Annotated in this window: 27 protein-coding genes and 1 other annotated feature; of the genes, 23 read left to right on the forward strand and 4 right to left on the reverse strand. The window is 41.6% G+C overall.

All coding sequences use genetic code 11. The features are described from left to right. Positions 1-133 precede the first annotated feature (133 nt). The 8 genes from M028_RS0101375 to pheA all read left to right on the forward strand — a co-directional run bounded on the left by M028_RS0101375 (position 134) and on the right by pheA (position 6,236). A complete protein-coding gene (locus tag M028_RS0101375; protein ID WP_026572310.1) occupies positions 134-1,588 on the forward strand; it encodes an Rne/Rng family ribonuclease in 1,455 nt (484 codons plus the stop codon). A gap of 47 nt (positions 1,589-1,635) precedes the next feature. Continuing rightward, positions 1,636-1,718, forward strand: a sequence feature (ribosomal protein L21 leader region). A gap of 13 nt (positions 1,719-1,731) precedes the next feature. Continuing rightward, positions 1,732-2,040: a 50S ribosomal protein L21 gene (gene rplU, locus M028_RS0101380; protein ID WP_026572311.1), complete on the forward strand. Its 309-nt coding sequence runs from the start codon at positions 1,732-1,734 to the stop codon at positions 2,038-2,040. A 15-nt stretch (positions 2,041-2,055) separates the two neighbouring features. After that, positions 2,056-2,397: a ribosomal-processing cysteine protease Prp gene (locus M028_RS0101385; protein WP_026572312.1), complete on the forward strand. Its 342-nt coding sequence runs from the start codon at positions 2,056-2,058 to the stop codon at positions 2,395-2,397. Next, on the forward strand, positions 2,398-2,691 hold the full coding sequence (rpmA, locus tag M028_RS0101390; RefSeq protein WP_026572313.1) for a 50S ribosomal protein L27: 294 nt from the start codon (positions 2,398-2,400) through the stop codon (positions 2,689-2,691). Between the two features lie 231 nt (positions 2,692-2,922). After that, positions 2,923-3,468 carry a Spo0B C-terminal domain-containing protein gene (locus M028_RS0101395; RefSeq protein ID WP_035423646.1) on the forward strand — a complete coding sequence of 182 codons (546 nt, stop codon included), beginning with the start codon at positions 2,923-2,925 and terminating at the stop codon, positions 3,466-3,468. A gap of 61 nt (positions 3,469-3,529) precedes the next feature. Continuing rightward, positions 3,530-4,819, forward strand: a complete 1,290-nt coding sequence (gene obgE / locus M028_RS0101400; protein ID WP_026572315.1) for a GTPase ObgE — start codon at positions 3,530-3,532, stop codon at positions 4,817-4,819. 27 nt (positions 4,820-4,846) lie between these two features. Continuing rightward, the gene (locus tag M028_RS0101405) at positions 4,847-5,302 is read left to right on the forward strand and encodes an ACT domain-containing protein (protein WP_026572316.1); all 456 of its coding nucleotides are present in this window, start codon (positions 4,847-4,849) and stop codon (positions 5,300-5,302) included. Positions 5,303-5,378: 76 nt separating this feature from the next. Then, a complete protein-coding gene (pheA, locus tag M028_RS0101410; RefSeq protein WP_026572317.1) occupies positions 5,379-6,236 on the forward strand; it encodes a prephenate dehydratase in 858 nt (285 codons plus the stop codon). Between the two features lie 60 nt (positions 6,237-6,296). Here pheA and M028_RS0101415 read toward each other — a convergent pair whose 3' ends face one another. Next, positions 6,297-6,833: a transcription repressor NadR gene (locus M028_RS0101415; RefSeq protein ID WP_026572318.1), complete on the reverse strand. Its 537-nt coding sequence runs from the start codon at positions 6,831-6,833 to the stop codon at positions 6,297-6,299. A gap of 120 nt (positions 6,834-6,953) precedes the next feature. Continuing rightward, positions 6,954-8,099 (reverse strand): IscS subfamily cysteine desulfurase, encoded by a 1,146-nt coding sequence (locus tag M028_RS0101420; protein WP_026572319.1) that lies wholly within the window; start codon positions 8,097-8,099, stop codon positions 6,954-6,956. Positions 8,100-8,195: 96 nt separating this feature from the next. On the opposite strand from M028_RS0101420, the gene nadB reads away from it, so the two are divergent. The 13 genes from nadB to yajC all read left to right on the forward strand — a co-directional run bounded on the left by nadB (position 8,196) and on the right by yajC (position 20,688). Continuing rightward, a complete protein-coding gene (gene nadB / locus M028_RS0101425) occupies positions 8,196-9,761 on the forward strand; it encodes an L-aspartate oxidase (protein WP_026572320.1) in 1,566 nt (521 codons plus the stop codon). After that, positions 9,730-10,566, forward strand: coding sequence for a carboxylating nicotinate-nucleotide diphosphorylase (gene nadC, locus M028_RS0101430; protein WP_026572321.1), 837 nt, complete (start codon positions 9,730-9,732; stop codon positions 10,564-10,566). Before nadB ends, nadC begins: the two co-directional genes overlap by 32 nt. Before the next feature lie 13 nt (positions 10,567-10,579). Next, entirely contained in the window at positions 10,580-11,683 is a 1,104-nt protein-coding gene (nadA, locus tag M028_RS0101435; protein ID WP_026572322.1) for a quinolinate synthase NadA, read from the forward strand. 310 nt (positions 11,684-11,993) lie between these two features. Then, positions 11,994-13,649, forward strand: a complete 1,656-nt coding sequence (gene safA, locus M028_RS33805; RefSeq protein WP_051590882.1) for a SafA/ExsA family spore coat assembly protein — start codon at positions 11,994-11,996, stop codon at positions 13,647-13,649. Further along, on the forward strand, positions 13,624-14,610 hold the full coding sequence (locus M028_RS0101445; RefSeq protein ID WP_231510758.1) for a phosphotransferase: 987 nt from the start codon (positions 13,624-13,626) through the stop codon (positions 14,608-14,610). The genes safA and M028_RS0101445 overlap by 26 nt, the downstream gene beginning before the upstream one ends. Positions 14,611-14,710: 100 nt before the next feature. Continuing rightward, a complete protein-coding gene (locus M028_RS29210) occupies positions 14,711-15,406 on the forward strand; it encodes a YhcN/YlaJ family sporulation lipoprotein (protein WP_051590883.1) in 696 nt (231 codons plus the stop codon). 105 nt (positions 15,407-15,511) lie between these two features. Then, positions 15,512-16,051 carry a BofC C-terminal domain-containing protein gene (locus M028_RS0101455; protein WP_026572324.1) on the forward strand — a complete coding sequence of 180 codons (540 nt, stop codon included), beginning with the start codon at positions 15,512-15,514 and terminating at the stop codon, positions 16,049-16,051. 256 nt (positions 16,052-16,307) lie between these two features. Then, a complete protein-coding gene (gene ruvA / locus M028_RS0101460) occupies positions 16,308-16,922 on the forward strand; it encodes a Holliday junction branch migration protein RuvA (protein WP_026572325.1) in 615 nt (204 codons plus the stop codon). 11 nt (positions 16,923-16,933) lie between these two features. Then, a complete protein-coding gene (gene ruvB / locus M028_RS0101465; RefSeq protein WP_026572326.1) occupies positions 16,934-17,935 on the forward strand; it encodes a Holliday junction branch migration DNA helicase RuvB in 1,002 nt (333 codons plus the stop codon). Next, positions 17,932-18,138: a DUF2905 family protein gene (locus tag M028_RS0101470; protein WP_026572327.1), complete on the forward strand. Its 207-nt coding sequence runs from the start codon at positions 17,932-17,934 to the stop codon at positions 18,136-18,138. The genes ruvB and M028_RS0101470 overlap by 4 nt, the downstream gene beginning before the upstream one ends. Positions 18,139-18,153: 15 nt before the next feature. Next, the gene (gene queA, locus M028_RS0101475) at positions 18,154-19,182 is read left to right on the forward strand and encodes a tRNA preQ1(34) S-adenosylmethionine ribosyltransferase-isomerase QueA (RefSeq protein ID WP_026572328.1); all 1,029 of its coding nucleotides are present in this window, start codon (positions 18,154-18,156) and stop codon (positions 19,180-19,182) included. Positions 19,183-19,209: 27 nt separating this feature from the next. Further along, on the forward strand, positions 19,210-20,349 hold the full coding sequence (gene tgt / locus M028_RS0101480; RefSeq protein WP_026572329.1) for a tRNA guanosine(34) transglycosylase Tgt: 1,140 nt from the start codon (positions 19,210-19,212) through the stop codon (positions 20,347-20,349). A 30-nt stretch (positions 20,350-20,379) separates the two neighbouring features. Further along, a complete protein-coding gene (yajC, locus tag M028_RS0101485) occupies positions 20,380-20,688 on the forward strand; it encodes a preprotein translocase subunit YajC (RefSeq protein WP_026572330.1) in 309 nt (102 codons plus the stop codon). A 57-nt stretch (positions 20,689-20,745) separates the two neighbouring features. Here yajC and M028_RS31780 read toward each other — a convergent pair whose 3' ends face one another. Next, complete coding sequence (locus M028_RS31780; RefSeq protein ID WP_231510759.1) at positions 20,746-21,090, reverse strand: TIGR04086 family membrane protein; 345 nt, start codon at positions 21,088-21,090, stop codon at positions 20,746-20,748. Between M028_RS31780 and M028_RS33515 the strand changes: the two genes are divergently transcribed. Both M028_RS33515 and M028_RS0101495 read left to right on the forward strand, forming a co-directional pair. Then, entirely contained in the window at positions 21,005-21,190 is a 186-nt protein-coding gene (locus tag M028_RS33515) for a hypothetical protein (RefSeq protein ID WP_026572331.1), read from the forward strand. The two genes, M028_RS31780 and M028_RS33515, sit on opposite strands and share 86 nt — an antisense overlap. Positions 21,191-21,372: 182 nt before the next feature. Next, positions 21,373-22,032 (forward strand): DUF421 domain-containing protein, encoded by a 660-nt coding sequence (locus M028_RS0101495; protein ID WP_026572332.1) that lies wholly within the window; start codon positions 21,373-21,375, stop codon positions 22,030-22,032. Positions 22,033-22,066: 34 nt separating this feature from the next. Here M028_RS0101495 and spoVB read toward each other — a convergent pair whose 3' ends face one another. Then, the gene (gene spoVB / locus M028_RS0101500; RefSeq protein WP_026572333.1) at positions 22,067-23,617 is read right to left on the reverse strand and encodes a stage V sporulation protein B; all 1,551 of its coding nucleotides are present in this window, start codon (positions 23,615-23,617) and stop codon (positions 22,067-22,069) included. Positions 23,618-23,674: the final 57 nt, after the last annotated feature.

Below are 23,674 nucleotides of genomic sequence, written 5' to 3' on the forward strand. Positions count from 1 at the left end.
TCCGCCAGTAAGAGGAGCTTATCCGCCAATAAGCGTAGTCTATACGCCAATAAGGGCATCCTATCCGCCAGTTGGCTCTCCTCCTCTAAAAAGGGTATAATAAATGCATCATAAATAAAGTGGGGCCGCCCGATTGGATCAATTAATTATCAATTATCATTCAAGAGAAAAAAGATTTGCCTTCATGCGAAATCATAAGGTGGAAAAAATGGTGTTTGACCGGCCAGAGCAGCGATCTTTGGTCGGTAATATTTATTATGGGACCGTTTCAAAGGTACTCCCCGGAATGAATGCTGTATTTATCGACATTGGCGAAGAAAAACACGCCTATTTGCACCGGGACCTGCTTCCTTCCTATGTTTTATCATTAGATAAAATAAAAGAAAAAAAGGGCATCTCTACATTTGTTCATCAAGGTGAAAAACTGCTCGTACAGGTGAACAAAGATGCAACAGGAACTAAAGGGATGCGGGTAACAGGGATTATTGAAATCCAGGGGAATCAACTGATCTATATGCCGCAAGGCCGCTATGTGGCGGTGTCGAAAAAAATTGCCGATGATCACGAGAAAGCCAGACTCCGCCGGGTGGGCCATCAGCTCAAAACAGCGGACGAGGGAATTATTTTTCGCACCTCAAGTTTATTTGCAACAGAAGAAGCAATACATCAAGAACTTGAACAACTGAGAGTTCAACATCTTGAATTAATGAAGCAGGCTGAAACCTTTAAAAAGCCCGGGTTGATTTTTCAAAAAGATACGTTCGTTGAAATGCTAATCGAAGTGATGGTAAATATGGATAACGGCGAAGTCATCGTAGATGATCTGCCATTAAAAGGAATATTAGATGAACACAATCAAAACACCACTGTAAGTTATTACGGAGGAAAAGAGAATATTTTCGCAGTGAACCGGGTTGAGCATGAAATCGACAAAGCGCTCAAACGAGTCGTTTGGCTCGAAAATGGTTCCTATCTCATTTTCGATGAAACGGAAGCCTTAACGATTATTGATGTGAATACTGGCAAGTTCTCTGGAAAAAGCGACTATCAGGAAACCGTATTAAAAACAAACCTCTTGGCAGCAAAGGAAATTTGCCGGCAGCTGCGCCTTCGTGATATTGGCGGCATAGTCCTGATTGATTTTATTGATATGCATCGCGAGCAGGACAAGCAGTCGGTACTGAATGTTTTTGAACAGAATAAAGATGAGAATCGTATTAAATTGATAGGATATACACCACTAGGCATTTTGCAGCTGACACGAAAGAAAACAAAGGTTTCCTTGTCAGAAGCGTTAACGGTAAAATGTCCCGTTTGTGAGGGGACGGGCAGGATTTTAAGTCCGGAAACGGTGGCTTTCCGGCTTGAAAGGGAATTAGTCGAGCACCGGAACGGAGATATTGAAGCGGTGCTGGTGGAAACAACGAAAGAGGTAAAAAATGCAATAGAGCATCACCTTGAATTCTTAGAGGAATCTCTTAAATTTAAAGTTTATTTTTCCCTGAAGCCAAGTCCAAGCCATTATTATCTATTAAAACAATTTGGTGAAGAAACTGAGATGGCCCAAAAAGCTGGCGATTTCTATTGACACTTTCGTTTAAAATATGTTAGTATCTTAATGTTATGTTTGTAGCACCCGTGCTACAACCGCACAGAACAGGTAGTAAGTTTTATGCTTAAAGCATAGACGCCTGTGTATGGCGAGTCTGAGTTTATAAGGAGGTGCAGTTCATGTACGCAATTATCGAAACTGGCGGTAAGCAATTGAAAGTTGAAGAAGGCCAAGCAATCTACATTGAAAAATTAGATGCTGAAGCTGGTGAAACAGTTACTTTTGACAAGGTCCTTTTCGTTGGCGGTGAAGATGTAAAAGTAGGAAGCCCTGTTGTTGCAGGCGCTACAGTTACAGCTAAAGTTGAAAAACAAGGCCGTGCGAAGAAAATCATTGTTTTCAAGTACAAAGCAAAGAAAAACAACCGTAAGAAGCAAGGTCATCGTCAACCTTACACTAAAGTAGTCATCGAAAAAATCAACGCGTAAGGTGTTGAACGATAGATGATTGGAATTACGATTGATCGTAATCATTCCGGTGAAATTCAATCCTTCGAAATAAGCGGACATGCTTTTTTTGCCGACCGCGGCAAGGATATCGTCTGTGCAGGCGCATCTGCCGTTTCAGTTGGAGCAATCAATGCTGTTCATGCCATTACAGGCGTGACACCAATGATTGAACAGGGAGATGGTTTTCTCCGCTGTGTCATTCCTGATCATTTATCAGCTGACATACATGAGAAAATCCAGATTCTTCTCGAAGGTATGGTCGTTTCATTACGAACGATTGAAGAAGAGTACGGAACGCACATAAAAATTACCTTCAAAAAGCAGGAGGTGGAATAAATGTTATTAAAATTAGATCTTCAGTTGTTTGCATCTAAAAAGGGAGTAGGTTCTACAAAGAACGGACGTGACTCTATCGCAAAGCGCCTTGGTGCTAAGCGTGCAGACGGTCAATTCGTAACTGGTGGTTCAATCCTTTACCGTCAACGCGGTACAAAGATTTACCCAGGTGAAAACGTAGGCCGCGGCGGAGACGACACTCTTTTTGCAAAAATCGACGGCGTTGTAAAATTCGAACGTTTAGGTCGTGACCGTAAGAAAGTGAGCGTTTATCCAGTAGCTCAAGAAGCTTAAGCTTTTAATAAAACTCTAACCGGTTGGTTAGAGTTTTATTTTTGCAGATGTGAGAAAAAATTGCCAATTGGAATGATGGGAAATCATCCGAAACTCCATAAGTACTTCTTCATAAAAGCCGCTTTTTTTCCTCATTTGGACATAATTCGCAAAAAAACGCTTACTCATGGTTGCTTTTTTGATATACTATCAGAAAACGGTTATCGGACAATTAATGTGGGAGTGCTGGGAATGAAGGATTTAGATATTGTTGAAGTGCTTCGGCATTCGCGGCACGATTGGTTAAATCGGCTGCAATTGATAAAAGGAAATTTAGATTTAAATAAAATTGATCGGGCTAAAGAAATCATTGATGAGATCGTTATTGACACGCAGCAGGAATCAAAGCTCTCCAATTTACAGATGCCGATGTTTGCTTCATTGCTTTTAAAATCCAATTGGGATCAACAACATTTTCAGCTTGAATTTGAGGTTCTTTCCGATGGGGATTTTATAAAAATAGATGATGTATTATTAACAAATTGGACAAAGTCCTTATTTTTACATTTAAATCAAGCAGTTGAAGTTTTTAGTGAAAACCATTTATCGATTACCATTGACCCGCAAATTGATGGTGCTCGTTTCTTTTTCGATTTTAGCGGGATAATAATAAAAAGTGAACTGATTGAACAATTCCTTTCTGAAACCCAAGGACCTGAACTGGTTCATGAGATAAAGGAATTTTCTGAAAACGAACTCGCATTAGAAGTTTTTATGCCTTTTTTAAAAAGAGGATAGGGCTTCGCGATTCTCGTTGGTAGATCAGTTTGTTAAATGCAGACGGGAGGTCTACAACAAAATGTTTGTCGATCAAGTGAAAGTTTATGTTAAAGGTGGAGATGGCGGCAATGGAATGGTCGCATTCCGCCGTGAAAAATATGTTCCAAATGGCGGTCCTGCAGGCGGGGACGGCGGAAAGGGTGCAAACGTCGTATTTGTCGTTGAAGAAGGTTTGCGCACCTTAATGGATTTCCGCTATCAGCGTCATTTTAAGGCTCCGCGCGGGGAGCATGGCATGTCAAAAAGCATGCATGGAAGAAATGCAAAGGATATGGTTATTAAGGTACCGCCGGGAACGGTTGTGACCGATGCAGAAACAAATGAAGTTATCGCTGACCTTGTTGAACATGGCCAACGTGCTGTTATTGCTAAAGGCGGCCGTGGCGGCAGAGGAAATAACCGCTTTGCCACACCGGCCAATCCGGCTCCGGAAATTGCTGAGAACGGTGAGCCTGGTCAGGAGCGCGATGTAATCCTTGAATTAAAATTGCTCGCTGATGTTGGGCTTGTTGGGTTCCCAAGTGTCGGGAAATCCACTTTATTATCGGTTGTTTCAGCGGCCAGGCCGAAAATTGCCGAATATCATTTTACGACGATTGTTCCTAACCTTGGCATGGTGGAAACGGAAGATAATCGAAGTTTCGTCATGGCTGATTTACCTGGATTGATTGAGGGGGCCTCTGAAGGTGTAGGCCTTGGCCATCAATTTTTACGGCATATCGAAAGGACCCGTGTCATTGTCCATGTCATTGATATGGCAGCGACAGAAGGCAGAGATCCGTACGAGGATTATTTGACCATTAATAAGGAATTAAAAGAATATAATCTAAGGCTGACGGAGCGTCCGCAAATTATTGTTGCGAATAAGATTGACATGCCGGATGCGGAAGAAAATCTGCAAAAGTTTAAAGAGCGTATGGAAGACGAATATCCAATTTTTCCAATTTCCGCTTTAACAAGAAAGGGGCTGCGCGATTTATTATTTGCGATTGCCGATAAATTGGAGGAGACACCGGAGTTCCCTCTTGAGCATGAAGAGGAACAAACAGGTGTACATCGTGTACTATATAAACATGAGAAGGACCCTGACCACTTTAAAATTACGAGAGAGCCAGATGGTTCATTTGTAGTTTCCGGCGAAAAGGTGGAAAGGCTGTTTAAGATGACAGACTTTTCTCGTGAAGAATCTGTCCGCCGTTTCTCGCGGCAGCTTCGTGGTCTTGGGGTGGATGATGCCTTAAGGCAAAGAGGAGCAAAAGACGGGGATATCGTAAAATTATTGGAGTTTGAATTTGAATTTATAGAGTAGCCTTCCTTGGTGGTTGGAGGTATAGAGATGAAAAGGAATAGAGTAGAGAAAAAATTCTATTTAGTACGTGAGGATGTTCTTCCGGAGGCAATGAAAAAAACGATTGATGCGAAGGAATTGCTTGAACGCGGTAAGGTGGAATCCGTCCAGGAAGCTGTCCAGCAAACCGATTTAAGCCGAAGCGCGTTTTATAAATATAGGGATACTGTTTTTCCTTTTTCGTCGATTAAAAAAGAAAAATTGGTCTCGCTCTTTTTTCATTTAGAAGATCGTTCCGGTACCCTTTCGAAATTGCTAAGTGTTGTTGCTTCGTCAGGCTGTAACTTGTTAACGATTCACCAAACCATCCCGCTCCAGGGCCGGGCGAATGTGACGCTTTCCATGAATACGGGGAACATGATCATGGAAATTGATGAGTTATTAACTGAATTAAAAAAGCTCGAATTTGTAGAGAATGTGGAAGTGCTGGGAACAGGTGCATAAGGGGCAGGAGTGTTCCTTGTGAAAGCTGTTCTCAGCTTTCTTTTATTAGAAATGACAACGAGGGAGTGGAGAAAAAGTGAAGGTAGGTTTCTTAGGACCAAAAGCAACGTTCACTGAAATTGCGGTAATGAGTGTTTTTTCAGAAGATGAGCTTGAACCGTTCCGGACGATTCCGGAATGCATGGATGCGGTTGCCGATGAAAGAGTAGATTTAGCGGTTGTTCCAATTGAAAATGCCCTTGAGGGTTCTGTAAATATTACTTTGGATTATTTAACTCGGGTAGTGGATATCCCGATTGTCGGGGAAATTACCATTCCGATTAAACAGCATTTGATGGTGCATCCTGCGAATCAGGAGCATTGGCAAGATGTATTGCTTATATACAGCCATTCCCATGCCATTGCCCAGTGTCATAAGTTTTTACATACGCAGTTTAAGGGGGTTCCATTTGAAAGTGTAACATCGACGGCTGCCGCGGCAAAAATGGTAATGGACCATCCGGAATGGAAGGCAGCGGCGATTGCCAATGAGTTAGCTGCGAAAGAATACGGACTGCAGATTGTTCAAAGAAACATCCATGATTTTAACTTTAATCAAACGAGCTTTTTTATTCTTTCTAATAAAGATTTGGAATTACCGTTAATGGAAGCTGCGAACGCTACTTACAAAACGACGATCATGGTGACTCTTCCAGCCGACCATGCAGGAGCGCTCCATCAGGTATTATCTGCTTTTGCCTGGAGGAAATTAAACCTTTCGAAAATTGAATCGAGACCGATGAAGACCGGTATCGGCAATTACTTTTTCATTATTGATATCGAAATGAAGCTTGATGAGGTGTTGATTCCTGGAGCGATGGCGGAGTTAGAGGCGCTCGGCTGCGGTGTAAAGGTTTTAGGAAGCTATCCTTCGTTGATGGTGGATTTGGATTAGGTAGCTTGTGAGTTTTCAGAGTTTTAAAAAAAGGATCCGGGAACATGTTTCCGGGTCCTTTTAAGATTCCATTAAAAAGCCTTCTCTTTTTAAGGCTGCTTCTGCTTCGTCAAGTGTCTTTTCACTTGGAGCTGAAATGGTATGAAGATGGATGCCGCCGGTTAATTCCGACAATAATGCTGCTTTGGTCGATTTTAGATTTTCGATAAATTGTTTGACTTCCTTGCGGTTTGAAACCATTACAGATGCCGTTAAATCCCCGTATATCGCATGTTCGATTTTAACATCCTTGACCAATACACCAAGGTCCACCAACAGGTTGAGCTCCTTTTCAGTATCTTCCGGTTTATGAAAAGAGGGAATTGTTCTTTCAAATGCAGGGTTTCCGGCATTTTGATGTAAATATAGGTAGCCTTGGCTTGTGGCGATAATTGGTTCATTTTTTGCCTTGAGAAGGGTAATATCTCCAACGATGACCTGCCTGCTGACGTTTGTCCGGTTAGCTAAATCACTGCCAGTCAGTGGCTCTGTACTGTCTTTAAGCAGTTGAAGGATCAGGGTTCGCCGTTCCTCCCCTAAGATTTTCTTTTGTTCCATACAAGACCTCCTAGAAATTTCAAAGGGTTTACTATTTTGAGTTATTAGTCCTTAAACCTTCAAATAGTAAGCCCATCAACCTAATATCTATCGTTTTTAGCATAACATAATTTACTCTTTTTAAATAACTACCGTGCCTTTATATTCCTTAACAATCCCAACGAGCGCTTCCCCAACCTTCAAAACATCCTCTATGCTGGTTGACCGCCCAAAGGATATCCGAATAAATTCCTTCGCCTGCTCATCGCTAACTCCCAAAGCCTTCATCACCTTCGATGGGGACTGCATCCCCACTTGGCAGGCACTTCCGGTAGAAATTGCAAATCCGAGACGATTACATTCTAACATCATCCATTGTCCCTCAATCCCTGCGATTCGAAGACCTATAATCGAAGGCAACTGAGCACCCTCCGCCTCAAAAAACTGTACCCATTGCTGAATCGGATTAAGTGCTTCTAGTAATGCCTTCCGGAGCTCCACATAATGATGATAAGTTTCCGAAATAGAAGCAAATATTTTTTGAGCAGCTGCCGTCATGGCGGCAATCCCAGGCACGTTAACCGTTCCCGGTCTTAACCCTTTCTCATGTGAGCCCCCTGGGAAAAAGGGTTGCCAAAAAATGCTGGGATCAATATAAACGCCCCCGACTCCTTTTGGACCATAAATTTTATGACCGGAAAATGAAAAGCTGCTGACTTGCGGTGCCAACGTACTAATATTGATTTTTCCAAATGACTGAACAAAATCGCTATGAAAATGAATATTTTTTTCCTTGCAAATTTGAGCAATTTTTTCAATTGGCTGGATCGTACCAATTTCTGAATTTACATGCTGGATCGTGATTAACACTGTATCTGGCCTGATTGCATCTACGAGTTTCTCGTGATCAACCAATCCAGAGGTATGAAAGGGAAGGAAGGTTATTTCATACCCTAATGCCTTGAGACGATTTAAAGCACCATGAATCGATGAATGTTCTGCCATACCTGAAATAATATGTTTTCCTTGTTTTTTAGGAGCGGACAATAAAGCTTCGATTGCTAAAAAATTGCTTTCCGATCCGCCGCTGGTAAAAAATAACCCGTGTTTATCGACATTTACTAGATTGGCCAACTCTTCCCGGCAGTTTTCAAGTAGTGCAGAGGAGTTTCCGCCGATGTCATGGAGGCTGCTGGAATTCCCAAAAAACTCTGTAGCTGCTTGAACGTAAACCTCGGCTGCTTTCGGATCGATAGGCGTTGTCGCTGCATAATCAAAATAAATCATTCTCGGATTCTCCTAACCTTAAAAAATACTTGATATTAGTGTAAATCTGTGTAAATATATATGTCAAGACACCTGTAAAACCAGGAGGGTCAAAATATGACTTATACTGATGTGTTAATTATTGGAAGCGGAGTAGCAGCTTTACAGCTGGCAGTCCGTTTAAATAAGGAATTAAATGTGAGAATTATCACAAAGTCAAAAATTAGGACAGCGAATTCTTACTTGGCCCAAGGGGGGATTGCAGCTGCACTTGGTGACAACGACCATCCTGACAAGCATTTTATGGACACGCTTGAAGCGGGAAGATTTCACAATCATCCGGAAACGGTGCAAGAAATCATCAACGCTGCTCCCAAGTTGATTAGAAATCTTTCAAGTCAAAGTGATGTATTTGACAGGGATCAAAATGGTGAGTTACTGCTAGGAATGGAAGGGGCCCACTGTGAAAAAAGAATTGTTCACGGTGGCGGGGATGCAACAGGAAAAAACGTCATGGAACATCTTATCAGCAAGGTAAAAGAAAATGTCCAAATTGAAGAAAATACCTTCGCATTTGAATTAATCATAAAAAATAAACGTTGTATGGGTGTCAAAGCGAAAAAATTAAATGGATACATTGAGCATTACTACGCCAGCCATGTAATCCTGGCAACGGGAGGCTGCGGTCAGCTTTACCCGTACACTTCGAATGCTGAAACCGTCAGCGGCGATGGGATTGCTATGGCGTATTTAGCGGGTGCTGAAATTGTAGATATGGAATTTATCCAGTTTCATCCCACGCTTTTATATATCAATGGGGAAACAAAAGGGTTAATATCTGAAGCCGTACGTGGTGAAGGTGCCATCTTGGTTACAGAAGATGGAAGTCCCATCATGGAAGGAATTCATCCATTAAAAGACCTGGCACCAAGGCATGTTGTTTCGCAAACCATTTATAGCTATCTCAAACAGGGAGTGAAAATTTATTTAGATATAAGTAAAATTAGCAATTTCAAAAATAGATTTCCAACCATTACTTCGAATTGTGAGGAAAACGGAATTGCCATTTCTGAAGGTAGAATCCCAGTGGCACCGGGAAGTCATTTTTTAATGGGAGGCATCAAAACCGATCTCATTGGACGTACTTCGATTGATGGTCTCTATGCCATTGGCGAAGCGGCTTGTACCGGTCTTCATGGAGCGAACCGTTTAGCAAGCAATTCTTTGTTAGAAGGGTTATTTCAAGGGGAAAAACTTTCAGCTTGGCTGAATAAGGCAAAAATGGAGATGAGGTTGCCTGACCCAAATTACTCGCATTATTCAACAACAAACCCAGAGAGGGTAAAACTTCCGGATGTCCGGATCTTAAAAGAACGGATGATGGAACGAGTCGGGATTGTCCGTAATGAACTCGATTTGAAAAAACAAAAAGATTGGCTGAATCAATGGGAAACGGTTGATCAATTAGACTCATACAGCATGGAAGACATAAACAAAATGTTTATGCTGACGATTGCAAAACTCATCACGGACTCGGCATTAAGAAGAACGGAAAGCCGCGGCGGTCACTACCGAAGTGATTACCCTTATGAGGATGAAATAAATTGGTTAAAGAAATCAATCATTCAAAAACGGGAAGTGGAGAAGAAAAATGAACATATTGAAACTGCGGTCGCAACTTGAACAATTTTTTATAGAAGATATTGGAGAACAGGACATCACAACCGATTTAATTTTTCCGAACGATACCAATGGGGAAATTGTCTTCTTATCAAAAGATAACGGAATTTTTTGCGGAGAAGAAATCATCCGAACCGGCTTTCAGGTATTAAACCCGCAACTCACGACTCAAGTTTTTGTAAGGGATGGCGAGGCCATTGAAAAAGGGCAGCAGCTCGCAACTGTCACCGGAAAAATTGCAGACCTATTAAAAGGGGAGAGGGTTGTTCTAAATTTGCTCCAGCGGATGAGTGGAATTGCCACCTTAACAAAGAATGCAGTCACAACACTGGGCAGCACTCATACAAAACTATGTGACACAAGAAAAACAACACCGGGACTTAGAATGTTTGAAAAATATGCGGTTCGCTGTGGCGGCGGCTACAATCACCGCTATGGATTATACGACGGAATCATGATCAAAGATAACCATATTTCCTTTGCAGGCTCGATCACAAAGGCTGTTGAAGTAGCAAGAGAAAAAGCCGGTCATATGGTAAAAATCGAAGTCGAGGTAGAAACGGAAGAACAGGTAATCGAAGCGGTAAATGCTAAGGCGGATATCATTATGTTTGATAACCGTACACCTGAAGAAATCAAGGAATTAATTAAATTGGTACCGCCTGGAATCATCACCGAAGCTTCCGGTGGAATTCAATTAAGTAACCTGGCATCCTATCAGGATACTGGTGTGGATTATATTTCTTTGGGCTTTTTAACCCATTCGTATAAAGCGCTTGATATCAGTGTAAAAGTAAAATGGAATTAAGGGGTGGAAGAAGATGAGCATTCTAGCAGCCTTACAAAAAAACCGAATGATACCGGAGATCTATAAACAAATGTCAAGAGAAGCATTGGAAGAGCGGGTACGGGAAGTAAAAAATAGACTTGGGTCAAAACTGTTTATCCCAGGACATCATTATCAAAAGGATGAGGTTATTCAGTTTGCTGATGCCACTGGAGATTCCTTAAAGCTGGCGCAGCTCTCGGCTGAAAATAAGGAAGCAGAGTTTATTGTATTTTGCGGAGTCCATTTTATGGCGGAAACTGCCGATATTTTGACAAGCGAGCAGCAAAAGGTACTTTTACCGGATATGCGTGCCGGCTGTTCGATGGCGGATATGGCGGATCTTCAGCAAACGGAACGTGCCTGGGATATGCTTAAAGAAATGTTTGGAGACACAATTCTTCCATTAACTTATGTAAATTCAACGGCAGCAATCAAATCCTTTGTTGGGGCACATGGCGGGGCAACCGTTACCTCTTCGAATGCACATACTATGGTAAAATGGGCATTCACCCAAAAGGAACGGATTCTTTTCCTTCCAGACCAGCATCTAGGGAGAAATACGGCTGTCGATTTAGGTGTCGGCTTGGACGAAATGGCTGTTTGGAACCCCATCACAAACACGTTGGAATATGATGGTGATTTTTCAACGATTAAGGTCATTCTATGGAAAGGTCATTGTTCTGTCCATGAGAATTTCACAGTTCAAAATGTTATTGATGTAAGGTACCAACATCCAAAAATGAAGATTATTGTTCATCCGGAATGCCGAAGAGAAGTTGTGGAACTATCAGATATGGCCGGATCGACAAGTTATATAATCAAAGCTATTGAAAATGCAGAACCTGGAAGCGAATGGGCAATTGGGACGGAAATGAATCTTGTAAACCGAATTATTCATGACCATCCGGATAAAAAAATAATTTCGCTTAATCCTCATATGTGTCCGTGTCTTACAATGAATCGGATTGATTTGCCACATTTAGTCTGGAGCCTTGATACCTTAGAGGATGCATCTAATCATAATCTTATTAAGGTGGATGCAGAAATTGCCGAGAATGCAAAATTAGCTTTAGAAAGAATGCTAGCAAATTCATAAATAACAGTTAAAAGGGATGCATTTTTAAAATGTATCTCTTTTTTTATATAGAAGAAGATTTTATCAGCGGATTGAAGAGATTTATCAGCGAATCAAGCCACTTTATCAGCGAATTGTAGAGATTTATCAGCGAATCGAGCCACTTTATCAGCGAATCGAAAAAATCGATCAAATCAACATCTATAAAAATAATTCATCAGGGTCCAATTCATATTTTTCCAAAAAAAAGCATATGTTTTTGTGAAGAATAATAGCACTTTGCCCATTTCCACATAGACTATATGGACTTATGCATAGGAGGGAAATCAGAGTGAAGATCCATATCGTACAGAAAGGGGATACTCTTTGGAAGATCGCCAAGAAGTACGGCGTGAATTTTGAAGAGCTGAAAAAGATGAATTCCCAGCTCAGCAACCCTGATATGATTATGCCCGGTATGAAAGTGAAAGTCCCGACAACAGGGGGAATGGTAAAGAAAGAAGCACCTGTAGGGAAACCGGAAGCTGCCATCAATTTAGGAGCTAAGAAGGAAATGCCGCTTGTTGAACACCCATTTGCCAAGGAAAAGCCTATTGTGAAAGAAATGCCAGTGAAAGAAATGCCAATTAAAGAAATGCCGATTAAGGAAGTTCCAATAAAAGAACAGCCAATCATTAAGGAAGCACCAAAAGTACCTTATACTCCAAAAATGCCTCTCCCAGTTGTCCCAGAAATCGATATTAATAATTATTATATGACAAACATGACAAATATGACGGTAAAACCGGAGCTGCCGCCAAAACCGGCAAATATTTTACCTGAAATAAAGGAAGTACCGAAAAAAGAAGTACCTGTACCTCCACCTGTGGAGGCACCAGTTGAGCAGCCATGTGTTCCGATCACACCTGTAATGCCGGGACCAGGATTCTGTCCGCCAATGGAATACTACCCACAGCCATATATGATGCCGTATTCTCATGGTGGCGGCTACCCGGGTATGCAAGGCGGCTATCCAGGTATGGCAGGGGGGTATCCAGGAAATCCGGGAGCTTATCCAGGAGCACCTGGAGCAGGAGCCTATCCGGGCGCTTTCCCAGTACCTGGTATGGCACCAACTGTTGCAGGAGCATCCTTTGCACCGCATTTTGCTGATGAATCCTCATCCTTTATGCCGCAAATGCCGGTTATGAACCCGGGCTTTAATCCGGGTGCAGTGATGGGGGCACAAAATCCTGCCCAATACCCGGGAGGAGGTTACCCGCTTGCAGGACCCGCAGCGCCAACGGGTTATCCAGATGGGTTTCCGGGAGCAGCAGGATACCCGGCTTCTCCGGCAGGATATCAAGGGGGCATACCTGCAGGATATGAAGGTTATCCGGGAGGAATGCCTGGAGGATACCAAGGAGCACCTGCAGGATATGAGAGTTACCCGGGAGGAATGCCTGGAGGATACCAGGGAGCACCAGTAGGATATCCTGAGGGGTACCCAGGAGGAATGCCGCCGGGATACCATGGAGGACCAGCGGGATATCCTGAGGGGTACCCAGGGGGAATGCAAGCCGGTTACCCGCAAGCCGCCGGATACCCAGGTGGGCCACAGATGGGCTTTCTAGGAGAATATCCGACCGCACCGGGAGCTGTTAACCCCGCTACAGGAGGAACACCATACGGCCCAGGATCGCCTTATGGGCAAACCCCTTACGGTTACCCGCCAATGGGATCTGCTTTTGAATCACCGGAAATGACAGGAGCGGCAGGTGGATTTCCTGTCGGAACAGGAGCAGGAGGGGATTGTGGATGCGGCGGACCAGCTAAGGGAGCAGTTTCAAATTTCGTCCCAACTACTCCACCTATCTATAGCGCACCCTATACTGGACCAGTCAATGTCGCGCAACCACCGTATATGAACCCTTATGGGATTGGACCAGAAGGAGCAGGTGCCTACGGGATGCCCCGTTTTGATGATGAGAGCAATGGCGAGAACTAACAAAATGGGAGACGATGCTTATTTGGATCGTCTCCTCTCTTATTTTCAATCAAAGTTCCATGAAAAAATTAAGCAATTTGTTCCTATTCGAAAGAAAGTCTTTTACGTAAAAACGAAAAAAAATATTTATATCATCAAAGGTTATCGTTCAAATAGAAGACTGAAGCTACAGGAAACCTTTGCAACAACTTTAAAAAATGAGGGCTTTAGCAAAACGTATCTGTTTGTCCAGCCTGTCAAAGAACCCCTTTATTTTGAAGGGACTCATTATGGTGTGATCGAGTATATTGAGCCCCATAAAACGGCTTTTTCGTACAATTCGAAAGAAAACATTGTCGAGGGTTTAAAGTTGTTAGAAGAATTTCACAAAGTCACCGCAGCCTTCGAGACACGCTATCGGACTTTAATTTCAAAAGGCGACCTGATTGGGAAATTTCAGGAGCGTTCCGCTATTTTTATGAATAATCTTCCCATTTTAGAGTATTTTATCAACCAAACCTATCTTACTGAAATGTTAGAATGGGCAAACTGGGCCTTGGATGGGATTACCGCAAATCATACTTTTTTTGAAAAAGAACCTTTTGTCATCCTTCATGGGGATGTAGCGCATCATAATTTCTTACGCGATGCCTCCGGGGCTTTAAATTTAATTGATTTTGATTTAATTCAAGTTGGTCCTGATGCCTTAGACTATTTACAATACGCTAACAGGATTTTGCCCTACTTGGACTGGTCCTTCGAGCGGCTTTATGAGTTTGATCCATTCCAAAAGTTTTTAAAGGAAAAAGCCTTTTTATATGCATTGGCATACCCATCCGATATTTTTCGTGAATGGAACCGTTTAATCAGAGAAAATTCTCATACAAAACCTTCAAAGACAAAGTATGTGATGGAATTGACGATCAACCAATTTCATTTACGAAGAAAGTTTTTCAACGAGCTGAAAAAAATGGTCAAATAAGATGCTTCCGCTTTCTGGCAGAATGAAAATCCCTTCTGAGAACAACCTAAGAATGAGCATTTTTTCTATGCTCATGATGTTCTTCGAGGGGGTTTTTCGCTTGAACAAGAAACCGTGGATGATTCCTCTTTCTGCCCTGTGTATCATGGGGCTGGCAGGTTGTGCAAATTCAGATCGAGCTGGTGTAAATAACAACAATGATAATAACGTAGCAAGCCCGATGGGGTATTACTCAAATGAAAAACATCCAAATAATAACAATGGGTTTCTTATCGATAACGACGGACCACTGACCGAAATGATGGATCATACGCTAGGGGACGAGGGGAATTACCAAAGGGATCAACGGAGACAGCTGCTCCAGACAAGGGATGAAAATGGAAACCCTCCGAATCCAACCAAGCCTCTTGCGAACCATGATCATAATTTTTTCATGAAAGACAATCGATTTAGTACGGGAGATGTGAATTACCACAATCACTTAAATGTGAAGTACAGTGGCAATGATGCTGCACATGATTCAGCAACGCTTGGAAGAATTACCAATCAGATCAAGCAACAGGCCGAATCGGTGAACAACGTCCAAAATGTTCATTCTGTAATCTATGGTAATTCGGTCTTGATTTCGATTGATTTAGTTGATCATAGCCGATCAGCCGAAACGAAAAAAGCGGTTCAAGATGCTGTAAAACCATATGTGAACGGTAAAAAGGTCTCGGTCATCACCGATGAAGGAACGATTAGTCGCGATCGTAACACGACAAATGAACTCCTTGAAGGTAAACAAATACCTTAATGAAAAAGGGTAAAGCTACGGCTTTACCCTTTTTATTTTTTAAGGATAAAAAGGCAAAAAAAGGCTAAACTAGGACTGAATGAATAAAAAGAAGAGGTGATTTGCATGAAGTTCAAATGGATGGTAATGGCTGGTTTTCTCGCTATTATTTTGGGAATGGCCCCTGGTATGGACATGACAGGATCCGCCGCACAACAAGATCGCCATCTTGAACAGCAAAAGACGGTGCCTCTGAAATTACAGGTTACATTACAAAGGGTTTATTTGGATGGCGAGCTAAGCGAGGAAGTAGTTCAGGAAATAAGCTGGTCCCCTGAAAATTTTTGGACGAAATACGATCAATGGCAGCTGATTACAAGAGATGGAGAAAATTTGGTTTTTCGTAAAAACGTAGACGATATTTCACCATTGCTAAAGGCAAACGGTTATTTCGGCATTACCAACGAAGGGGTATTGACTATTTTTAACGGCAGACCGGGCCAATCTAGAATTATCCAATCTTTTTTTCAAATAGATATTAAGAAACTCGAAAGTAAAAAGCAGGAAGAGCTCCTGCATGGCATACCTATCAAAACAAAGGATCGTTACGTAGAAGTTTTAGAAACCTTTAAGCACTACTCGACAGAGGCAGCCTCAAAAAATTAATGATTTGAACATAAATTCAGACTGATGTCATTAAATCAGCCTGTTTTTTTTCGTGAAAATTAAGTTTTGTCATATTAAATGATTTCTATCAGCGAAACGAACCATCCAATTTGCGAAAAATCATTCCCATTCAGCGAAATGGAGCATTCTATCAGCGAAACCAAAATCCCTGCAAAGGAAAACAGGTTAATTTCTTAAACACCCCTAAAATTTTATGTTAAAATGAAATTTAGTCCAACTTGGGGAGAGAAGATCATTGTTTGAATTTATTAAGGGGACCGTTGAATTTGTCGGGCCAGAATATATCGTCATTGAGAATGGCGGAATCGGGTATCAAATATCAACCCCTAACCCGTTTATATACTCCGGCAAAATGGAAACGATGGTAACAGTATATACTTACCATTACGTCCGTGAAGATATCATGGCCTTGTACGGCTTTACTACAAGGGAAGAAAAAAGACTTTTTACAAAATTATTAAATGTTTCCGGGATTGGACCTAAAGGGGCGCTTGCCATACTTGCCTCCGGTGAAGTGCAGCAGGTTGTTTCCGCCGTTGAAAATGAAGACGAAGGCTTTCTTGTTAAATTTCCGGGAGTCGGCAAAAAAACAGCGAGACAGATGATTCTTGATTTAAAAGGGAAATTACAGGATATTGTCCCCGATTACTTTCCAAATTTATTTAATGCCGACCAATTTGCGGCACAGCAGGTACCGGCTGCCAACACCGCCTTGGAAGAAGCAATCCTTGCTCTTAAAGCCCTCGGCTATTCTGAAAAAGAAATCAAAAAGATTTCGCCGGAATTACAAAAAGAAAAACTTTCAACAGACCAATACATTAAAAAAGCCTTGCAGCGGCTTTTAAAATAAGGTGATGATTCATGGAGGAAAGAATTATTTCGAGTGTTGCGGATCAGAGCGAAATAAGTTTGGAACAAAGTCTTCGGCCGCAAAATTTAAAGCAATATATCGGTCAGACCCAGGTAAAAGAAAATCTGGAGGTTTTTATTGAGGCAGCGAGACTCCGAAAAGAAACCCTTGATCACGTTCTCTTATACGGACCACCTGGTTTGGGGAAAACTACGCTTGCAGTCATTATCGCCAATGAAATGGGCGTTAACATCCGGACTACTTCAGGGCCAGCAATCGAACGCCCGGGGGATTTAGCAGCCATCCTTACAGCTCTTGAACCGGGGGATGTGCTTTTTATTGATGAAATTCACCGGCTTCCGCGATCAATTGAAGAGGTGCTTTATCCGGCTATGGAAGATTTTTGCCTTGATATTGTTATCGGCAAAGGACCAAGTGCCCGTTCCGTCCGCCTCGATTTACCGCCTTTTACACTTGTCGGGGCGACCACAAGGGCTGGTTCATTATCCGCGCCTCTCCGGGACCGATTTGGAGTTTTAAGCCGTCTCGAGTATTATAAGGAAGACCAATTAAAAAACATTGTCCTTCGTACTGCAGAGTTATTCCAAACAGAGATTGACGAGCCGTCTGCGATGGAAATTGCAAGGCGGGCAAGAGGGACCCCGAGGATTGCCAACCGGCTGCTCAGAAGGGTTCGAGATTTTGCTCAGGTAAAAGGAAACGGGACGATTCATCTCACACTTGCCATGGAAGCCTTGGACCTACTACAGGTCGACCGGCTTGGACTTGACCATATTGACCATAAATTGCTGAAAGGGATAATAGAAAAATTCCGCGGCGGGCCTGTTGGTCTTGATACCATTGCTGCATCGATAGGGGAAGAGTCAGAAACAATTGAAGATGTGTATGAGCCCTATCTCTTGCAAATTGGTTTTTTACAAAGAACCCCCAGAGGAAGAGTTGTGACCCAGGCTGTATATGATCATTTTGGCATGGAGGTGCCTGAGAAGTGACCGGTCTATCCAAAGCACTAATGATTATCGGTGCGATTATTTTTATTATTGGTTTCCTTATGCCATATTTGCATTTGGGTAAGCTTCCGGGTGACATTGTCTTTAAAAAAGGGAATGCAACCTTCTTTTTCCCGATTGTTTCATCGATTATAGTAAGTATTGTCCTATCATTAATTTTTTACTTCATAGGAAGATTTCGATAAAAGGATGTAATAACAATGAAAGTAGATTTATTTGATTTTCACTTGCCAGAAGAATTGATTGCTCAAGTTCCACTCCAAAATCGGACAGACAGTAGATTGATGGTGTTAAATAAAGAAACAGGCGAAATAAACCATGAGATTTTTAAAAATATTACTGAATATCTGCGTGAAGGGGATTGCCTTGTATTAAATGATACAAAGGTACTTCCAGCACGCCTTTTTGGCATTAAAAAGGACACTGGTGCAAAAATTGAAGTGCTTCTGTTAAAACAGCTTGAAGGAAACAAGTGGGAAACACTTGTGAAACCTGCAAAAAGAGTCAAGGAAGGAACCGAACTTGATTTTGGCGACGGTCTGCTTACTGCTGTTTGTGCAGAAACTTCTGAGCATGGCGGCCGGGTGCTTGATTTCAAGTATGAAGGAATTTTTTATGAGGTGCTGGATCAACTGGGCGAAATGCCGCTTCCCCCATATATTAAGGAGCAGCTAGAAGATCGTGACCGCTATCAAACCGTGTATGCCCGCGAACCGGGATCTGCAGCTGCCCCGACAGCAGGTCTTCATTTTACCGAGAAATTATTAGAGGAAATCAAGAGCAAAGGGGTTCATATCACGTTTATTACCCTGCATGTTGGTCTTGGTACCTTTCGCCCGGTAAATGTTGATGATATTTTGGAGCATGATATGCATTCTGAGTACTATATGGTAACCAAAGAGACTGCTAAGGTTTTGAATGAAGTGAGAAAGAACGGGGGAAGAATTATTACCGTTGGAACTACTTCAACCCGCACACTTGAAACCATTGCCTCCCAAAATGACGGGAAATTTGTTGCAGGCAGCGGCTGGACGAGTATCTTTATTTACCCGGGATATGAATATAAAGCGATTGACGGTTTGATTACAAATTTCCATTTGCCAAAATCAACCTTAATCATGCTTGTTAGTGCCTTGGCGGGGCGGGAAAATATATTGCATGCCTACAATACAGCCGTTGAAGAGAAATATCGTTTCTTTAGCTTTGGCGATGCGATGCTGATTATCTAGTCAGTGGATTAGGAAGGAGAAAAAATTTTGACAGCGATTCGCTATGAATTAATTAAAACATGTAAACAAACTGGGGCACGACTTGGCCGCGTCCATACACCCCATGGTTCTTTTGATACACCTGCATTTATGCCCGTTGGTACACTCGCAACTGTAAAAACGATGTCGCCTGAAGATTTAAAAGAAATGGGTGCAGGAATTATTTTAAGTAATACCTATCATTTATGGCTCCGTCCGGGCCATGAGATTGTTAAGGAAGCCGGCGGCCTTCATAAATTTATGAATTGGGACCGGGCAATTTTAACGGACTCAGGCGGTTTCCAGGTATTCAGCTTAAGTGAATTTCGTAAAATTGAAGAAGAAGGGGTTCATTTCCGCAACCATTTAAATGGAGACAAATTATTTCTGTCACCTGAAAAAGCAATGGAAATCCAAAATGCCCTTGGCTCTGATATTATGATGGCATTTGATGAATGCCCGCCATTTCCGGCGACCTTTGAATACATGAAAAAATCAGTGGAAAGAACTTCAAGATGGGCCGAGCGCTGCTTAAATGCTCATCAACGTCCCGAAGATCAAGGTTTGTTTGGGATTGTTCAAGGGGGAGAATATGAGGACCTAAGGAAGCAAAGTGCGAAAGACCTTGTTTCCCTTGATTTCCCGGGTTATGCAGTCGGCGGGTTGTCGGTTGGTGAACCAAAGGATGTAATGAACCGGGTGTTAGAGTCCACGACACCGTTATTACCAACGAATAAACCGCGTTATTTAATGGGAGTTGGTTCACCTGATTCATTAATAGATGGGGCCATTCGCGGGATTGATATGTTTGATTGCGTCCTGCCAACTAGGATTGCACGAAATGGAACGTTGATGACAAGCGAAGGCAGATTGGTAGTGAAAAATGCAAAATATGCAAGAGATTTTGGTCCGATCGATCCAGATTGTGATTGCTATACATGCCGAAATTACTCGAGAGCCTACATACGTCATTTAATTCGCTGTGAAGAAACGTTTGGAATTCGATTAACTTCTTACCATAATCTCTATTTTCTGTTAAGATTAATGGAGAAGGTCAGACAAGCCATCATGGAAGACAGGCTTGGTGATTTCCGAGAAGAATTTTTTGAACGTTATGGTTTTAATAAACCGGACGCGAAAAATTTCTAATAGATGTTACTTGAAAGGAGGGAAATGTAAATGCAAGGAATTGGTACACTTTTACCATTAATTTTAATGTTTGTGTTGTTTTATTTCTTATTAATTCGCCCGCAGCAAAAGCGTCAGAAAAACGTACAGAATATGCAAAGCAGTTTAAAAAAGGGTGATAAGATTGTCACGATTGGCGGCCTTCATGGCTTTATTGATTCAATCGATGACAATAAAGCAGTTATTAAATGTGGAGACGGCAGCCGTCTTACCTATGACCGCTCAGCGATTCGTGAAGTAACGGAAGCGGGCAAAGAAACTCCAAAAGAAGCTTCAAAAGAAGTTAACCTTGAAAAATAATTGTGTAAAAAAGGAAGCCGATCCATACTAGGCTTCCTTTTTTACATTGAGAAATTTTCATGCTGTTCTGGAATTATTGTTTGTGGCGATATTCACTCCAAGAATGCCGCCCATCATTGCAATCAGTGTATAGCAGGAGTGATAGATAATCTGGTCAAAAGAGAATAGTTTATCATAACCTAAGTATTGAAATAAGAAGACCACGAGAGAATAAATTAGGCCTGTTACTCCCCCGATTAACCATCCTTTTTCCTTTCTTTTCCCTCCGGATAGAAATCCGCCGCCAAATAATGCGATAAAGGATAGGGCGGTGACAATGTATTGGAGTGATACTTCCCGTGTGGAGGTAAATTTAAGAATTAACGAAACAATAAGGCTGCTAATTGCTGCAAAAGTGAAGATAAAAATAAGCCCATATAAAATGGATGTACCAAAGCTTTTTGATTCGATTTCAACTCTCCCCCTTCATTGCCTTATGGCAGTCTATATCATTCCTGTATAAATTCCTTCATTTGGAAGCTATACAGTAACCTTCTTAGTACAAGTTATTCAGAATGACTGGAAAGTAGAATCAAAAAAATCTGCCTATCTTTTTAAATCACTCCCTTTGGGTAATTATTCCACTTGTTATTCCCATTACTTTGCAAATAATAGATTTGAATGTACAAAAAGGGGAGACAAACAGTGGATGTTTATTTGAATATTGCGTTTCGGACTATTTCTTTATATGTTGTGATTCTTGTGATTTTCCGCTTAATGGGCAAACGGGAAATTGGCGAATTAAGTATCTTGGACTTAGTGGTTTTTATTATGATAGGTGAGATGGCAGTCATTTCAATTGAAAATACGAAAGATCCCTTGTCACATACGATGGTTCCAATGGTCCTATTAATGTTAATTCAAATCACCCTTGCTACGATTTCCTTAAAAAGCAAACGATTTCGGAATTTGGTTGATGGGCAGCCGACCATCATTATAAACCGAGGAAAAATCGATGAACATGCAATGAAAAAACAACGGTATAATTTCGATGATTTAATGGCTCAATTAAGAGAAAAGGATATTCGCAGCATCGCGGATGTTGAATTTGCCATTTTAGAGGCTTCAGGGAATTTGTCAGTTATCGAAAAACTACAGGATCCTAATAAACCGAATAAAAATGGGGATATTACAATTCCATTAATTATGGATGGTCAGATTGATGAAGAAAATTTAAAAAGAATTAATAAAACCAATCTTTGGCTAAGACAAGAGCTAAAAAAGAAGGGGCATCATGACATAAAAAAAATTTCCTTTTGCAGCTATGAAAATGGAAAGTTTTTTATTGATTTACAGGATGAATGAGGAAAAGCCACGTAAAACCCGTGGCTTTTATTCATTATCGAAAAACTAAGTTGCCAATGATAGGAATTCGTTTGAGTTCCTCTTTTTTTATCAACCCTAGGACCAAGAGCAGGAGGATATAAAGAATAGAGATTCCTGCAGTAGATATTACCACACGAATGGCTAAAAATTGGTTAATCAGGAAATGTCCAAACAGCCAATAACCGCACCAACCGGAAATCCCCATGGCGATAAACGCTTTTGCATAATCACGAATATAAAAAGAAAAAGCAATTTTCTTTAAGACGGTGGCAAAATGCAGGATCGTTACCAAAACAAAACCAACGATTATTCCTAATGCTGCCCCAGTTATGCCAAAAGAAGGCTGGGAGGCTAGCAAAAAGATAACGGCTGTTTTGACAACAGCTCCGATTAGGCTGTTAATCATCGCAGCTCTTGCTAAATTTAATGCCTGCAAAACGGCTTGAAGCGGACCCTGATAGTAATAAAATAAGAAAAATGGTGCCATTAATCGAATAAAGTATGAACCATTTGATTTACCATACATGATGGTCATTAGTGGGTCAGCTAGTACATATAGGATCACAACTGCAAGACCACCGGATAAAAACGCCAACTTTAATGCCTGCTGCAGACGGTATTCGATTAATTTATGATTGTTTTGCGAATTAGCCTCACTGATGGCTGGGACTAGGGAGGTTGCCAATGAAAACGTAATAAAAGAAGGGAGCATTAATAAAGGCAGCGCATATCCCGTTAAGGCACCATATTGTTTAGTTGCTTCCACTGCCGCCACACCGGCTAGTGCTAAGCTATTGGCCACCACAATCGGTTCAAAAAACCAGGCCACCGAACCAATCATCCTGCTGCCCATCGTCGGTACGGCAATTTCCATTAAATCTTTGAAGGTGTTTTTTCCGGAAAAAACAAATTTAAAAAAATTCCTTCGAAGTCTAAATCGTTTTTTGAGCTTAAATGCAGTCATTAAATAGACAAGGGAAAACAATTCCCCGATTACCGCCGAAACCATTGCTGCTGCTGCGGCATATTGAATTCCATAAGGAATAAACGCTTTTGTCATAACCGCAATCAAGGTAATTCTCACAAGCTGCTCTAGTATTTGGGAGTTAGCAGACGGACGCATGTTCTGTCTCCCTTGAAAATATCCCCGTAAAACGGAAGATACAGCGATAACCGGAACAACCGGTGCAATTGCAACAAGTGGATAGTAGGTTCTCGGATCAGTGAAAAGCGTTGTTGAAAGAGTCGGCGCAAGTAATATTAATGCCGGAGTAAATATAAAAGATAAGGATAGAGTTGTGGCAAGTGAAACAACTAATATTTTTTTTATTTCCTTATGATCGCCCCGTGCTTCTGCTTCAGCAATATTTTTCGATATGGCAACAGGCAGCCCGAACTGAGTGATGGTTACAGCCAGAATGAAAGTCGGAAATGCCATCATATAGAGGCCAACGCCCTCTTCTCCAATACTTCTCGCTATTACAATCCGATTAATAAAGCCCAAAACTCTTGTAATCAGGCCGGCTATTAATAGGATGAAAGTCCCTTTTAAAAACTTCGACATTCAACTTCCCACCTTCTCAAAAAAGAAGAATTCATATACAATTAACTATATGCACCA

Source organism: Bacillus sp. UNC438CL73TsuS30 (assembly GCF_000482325.1).
Taxonomy (GTDB): Bacteria; Bacillota; Bacilli; order Bacillales; family Cytobacillaceae; genus Neobacillus.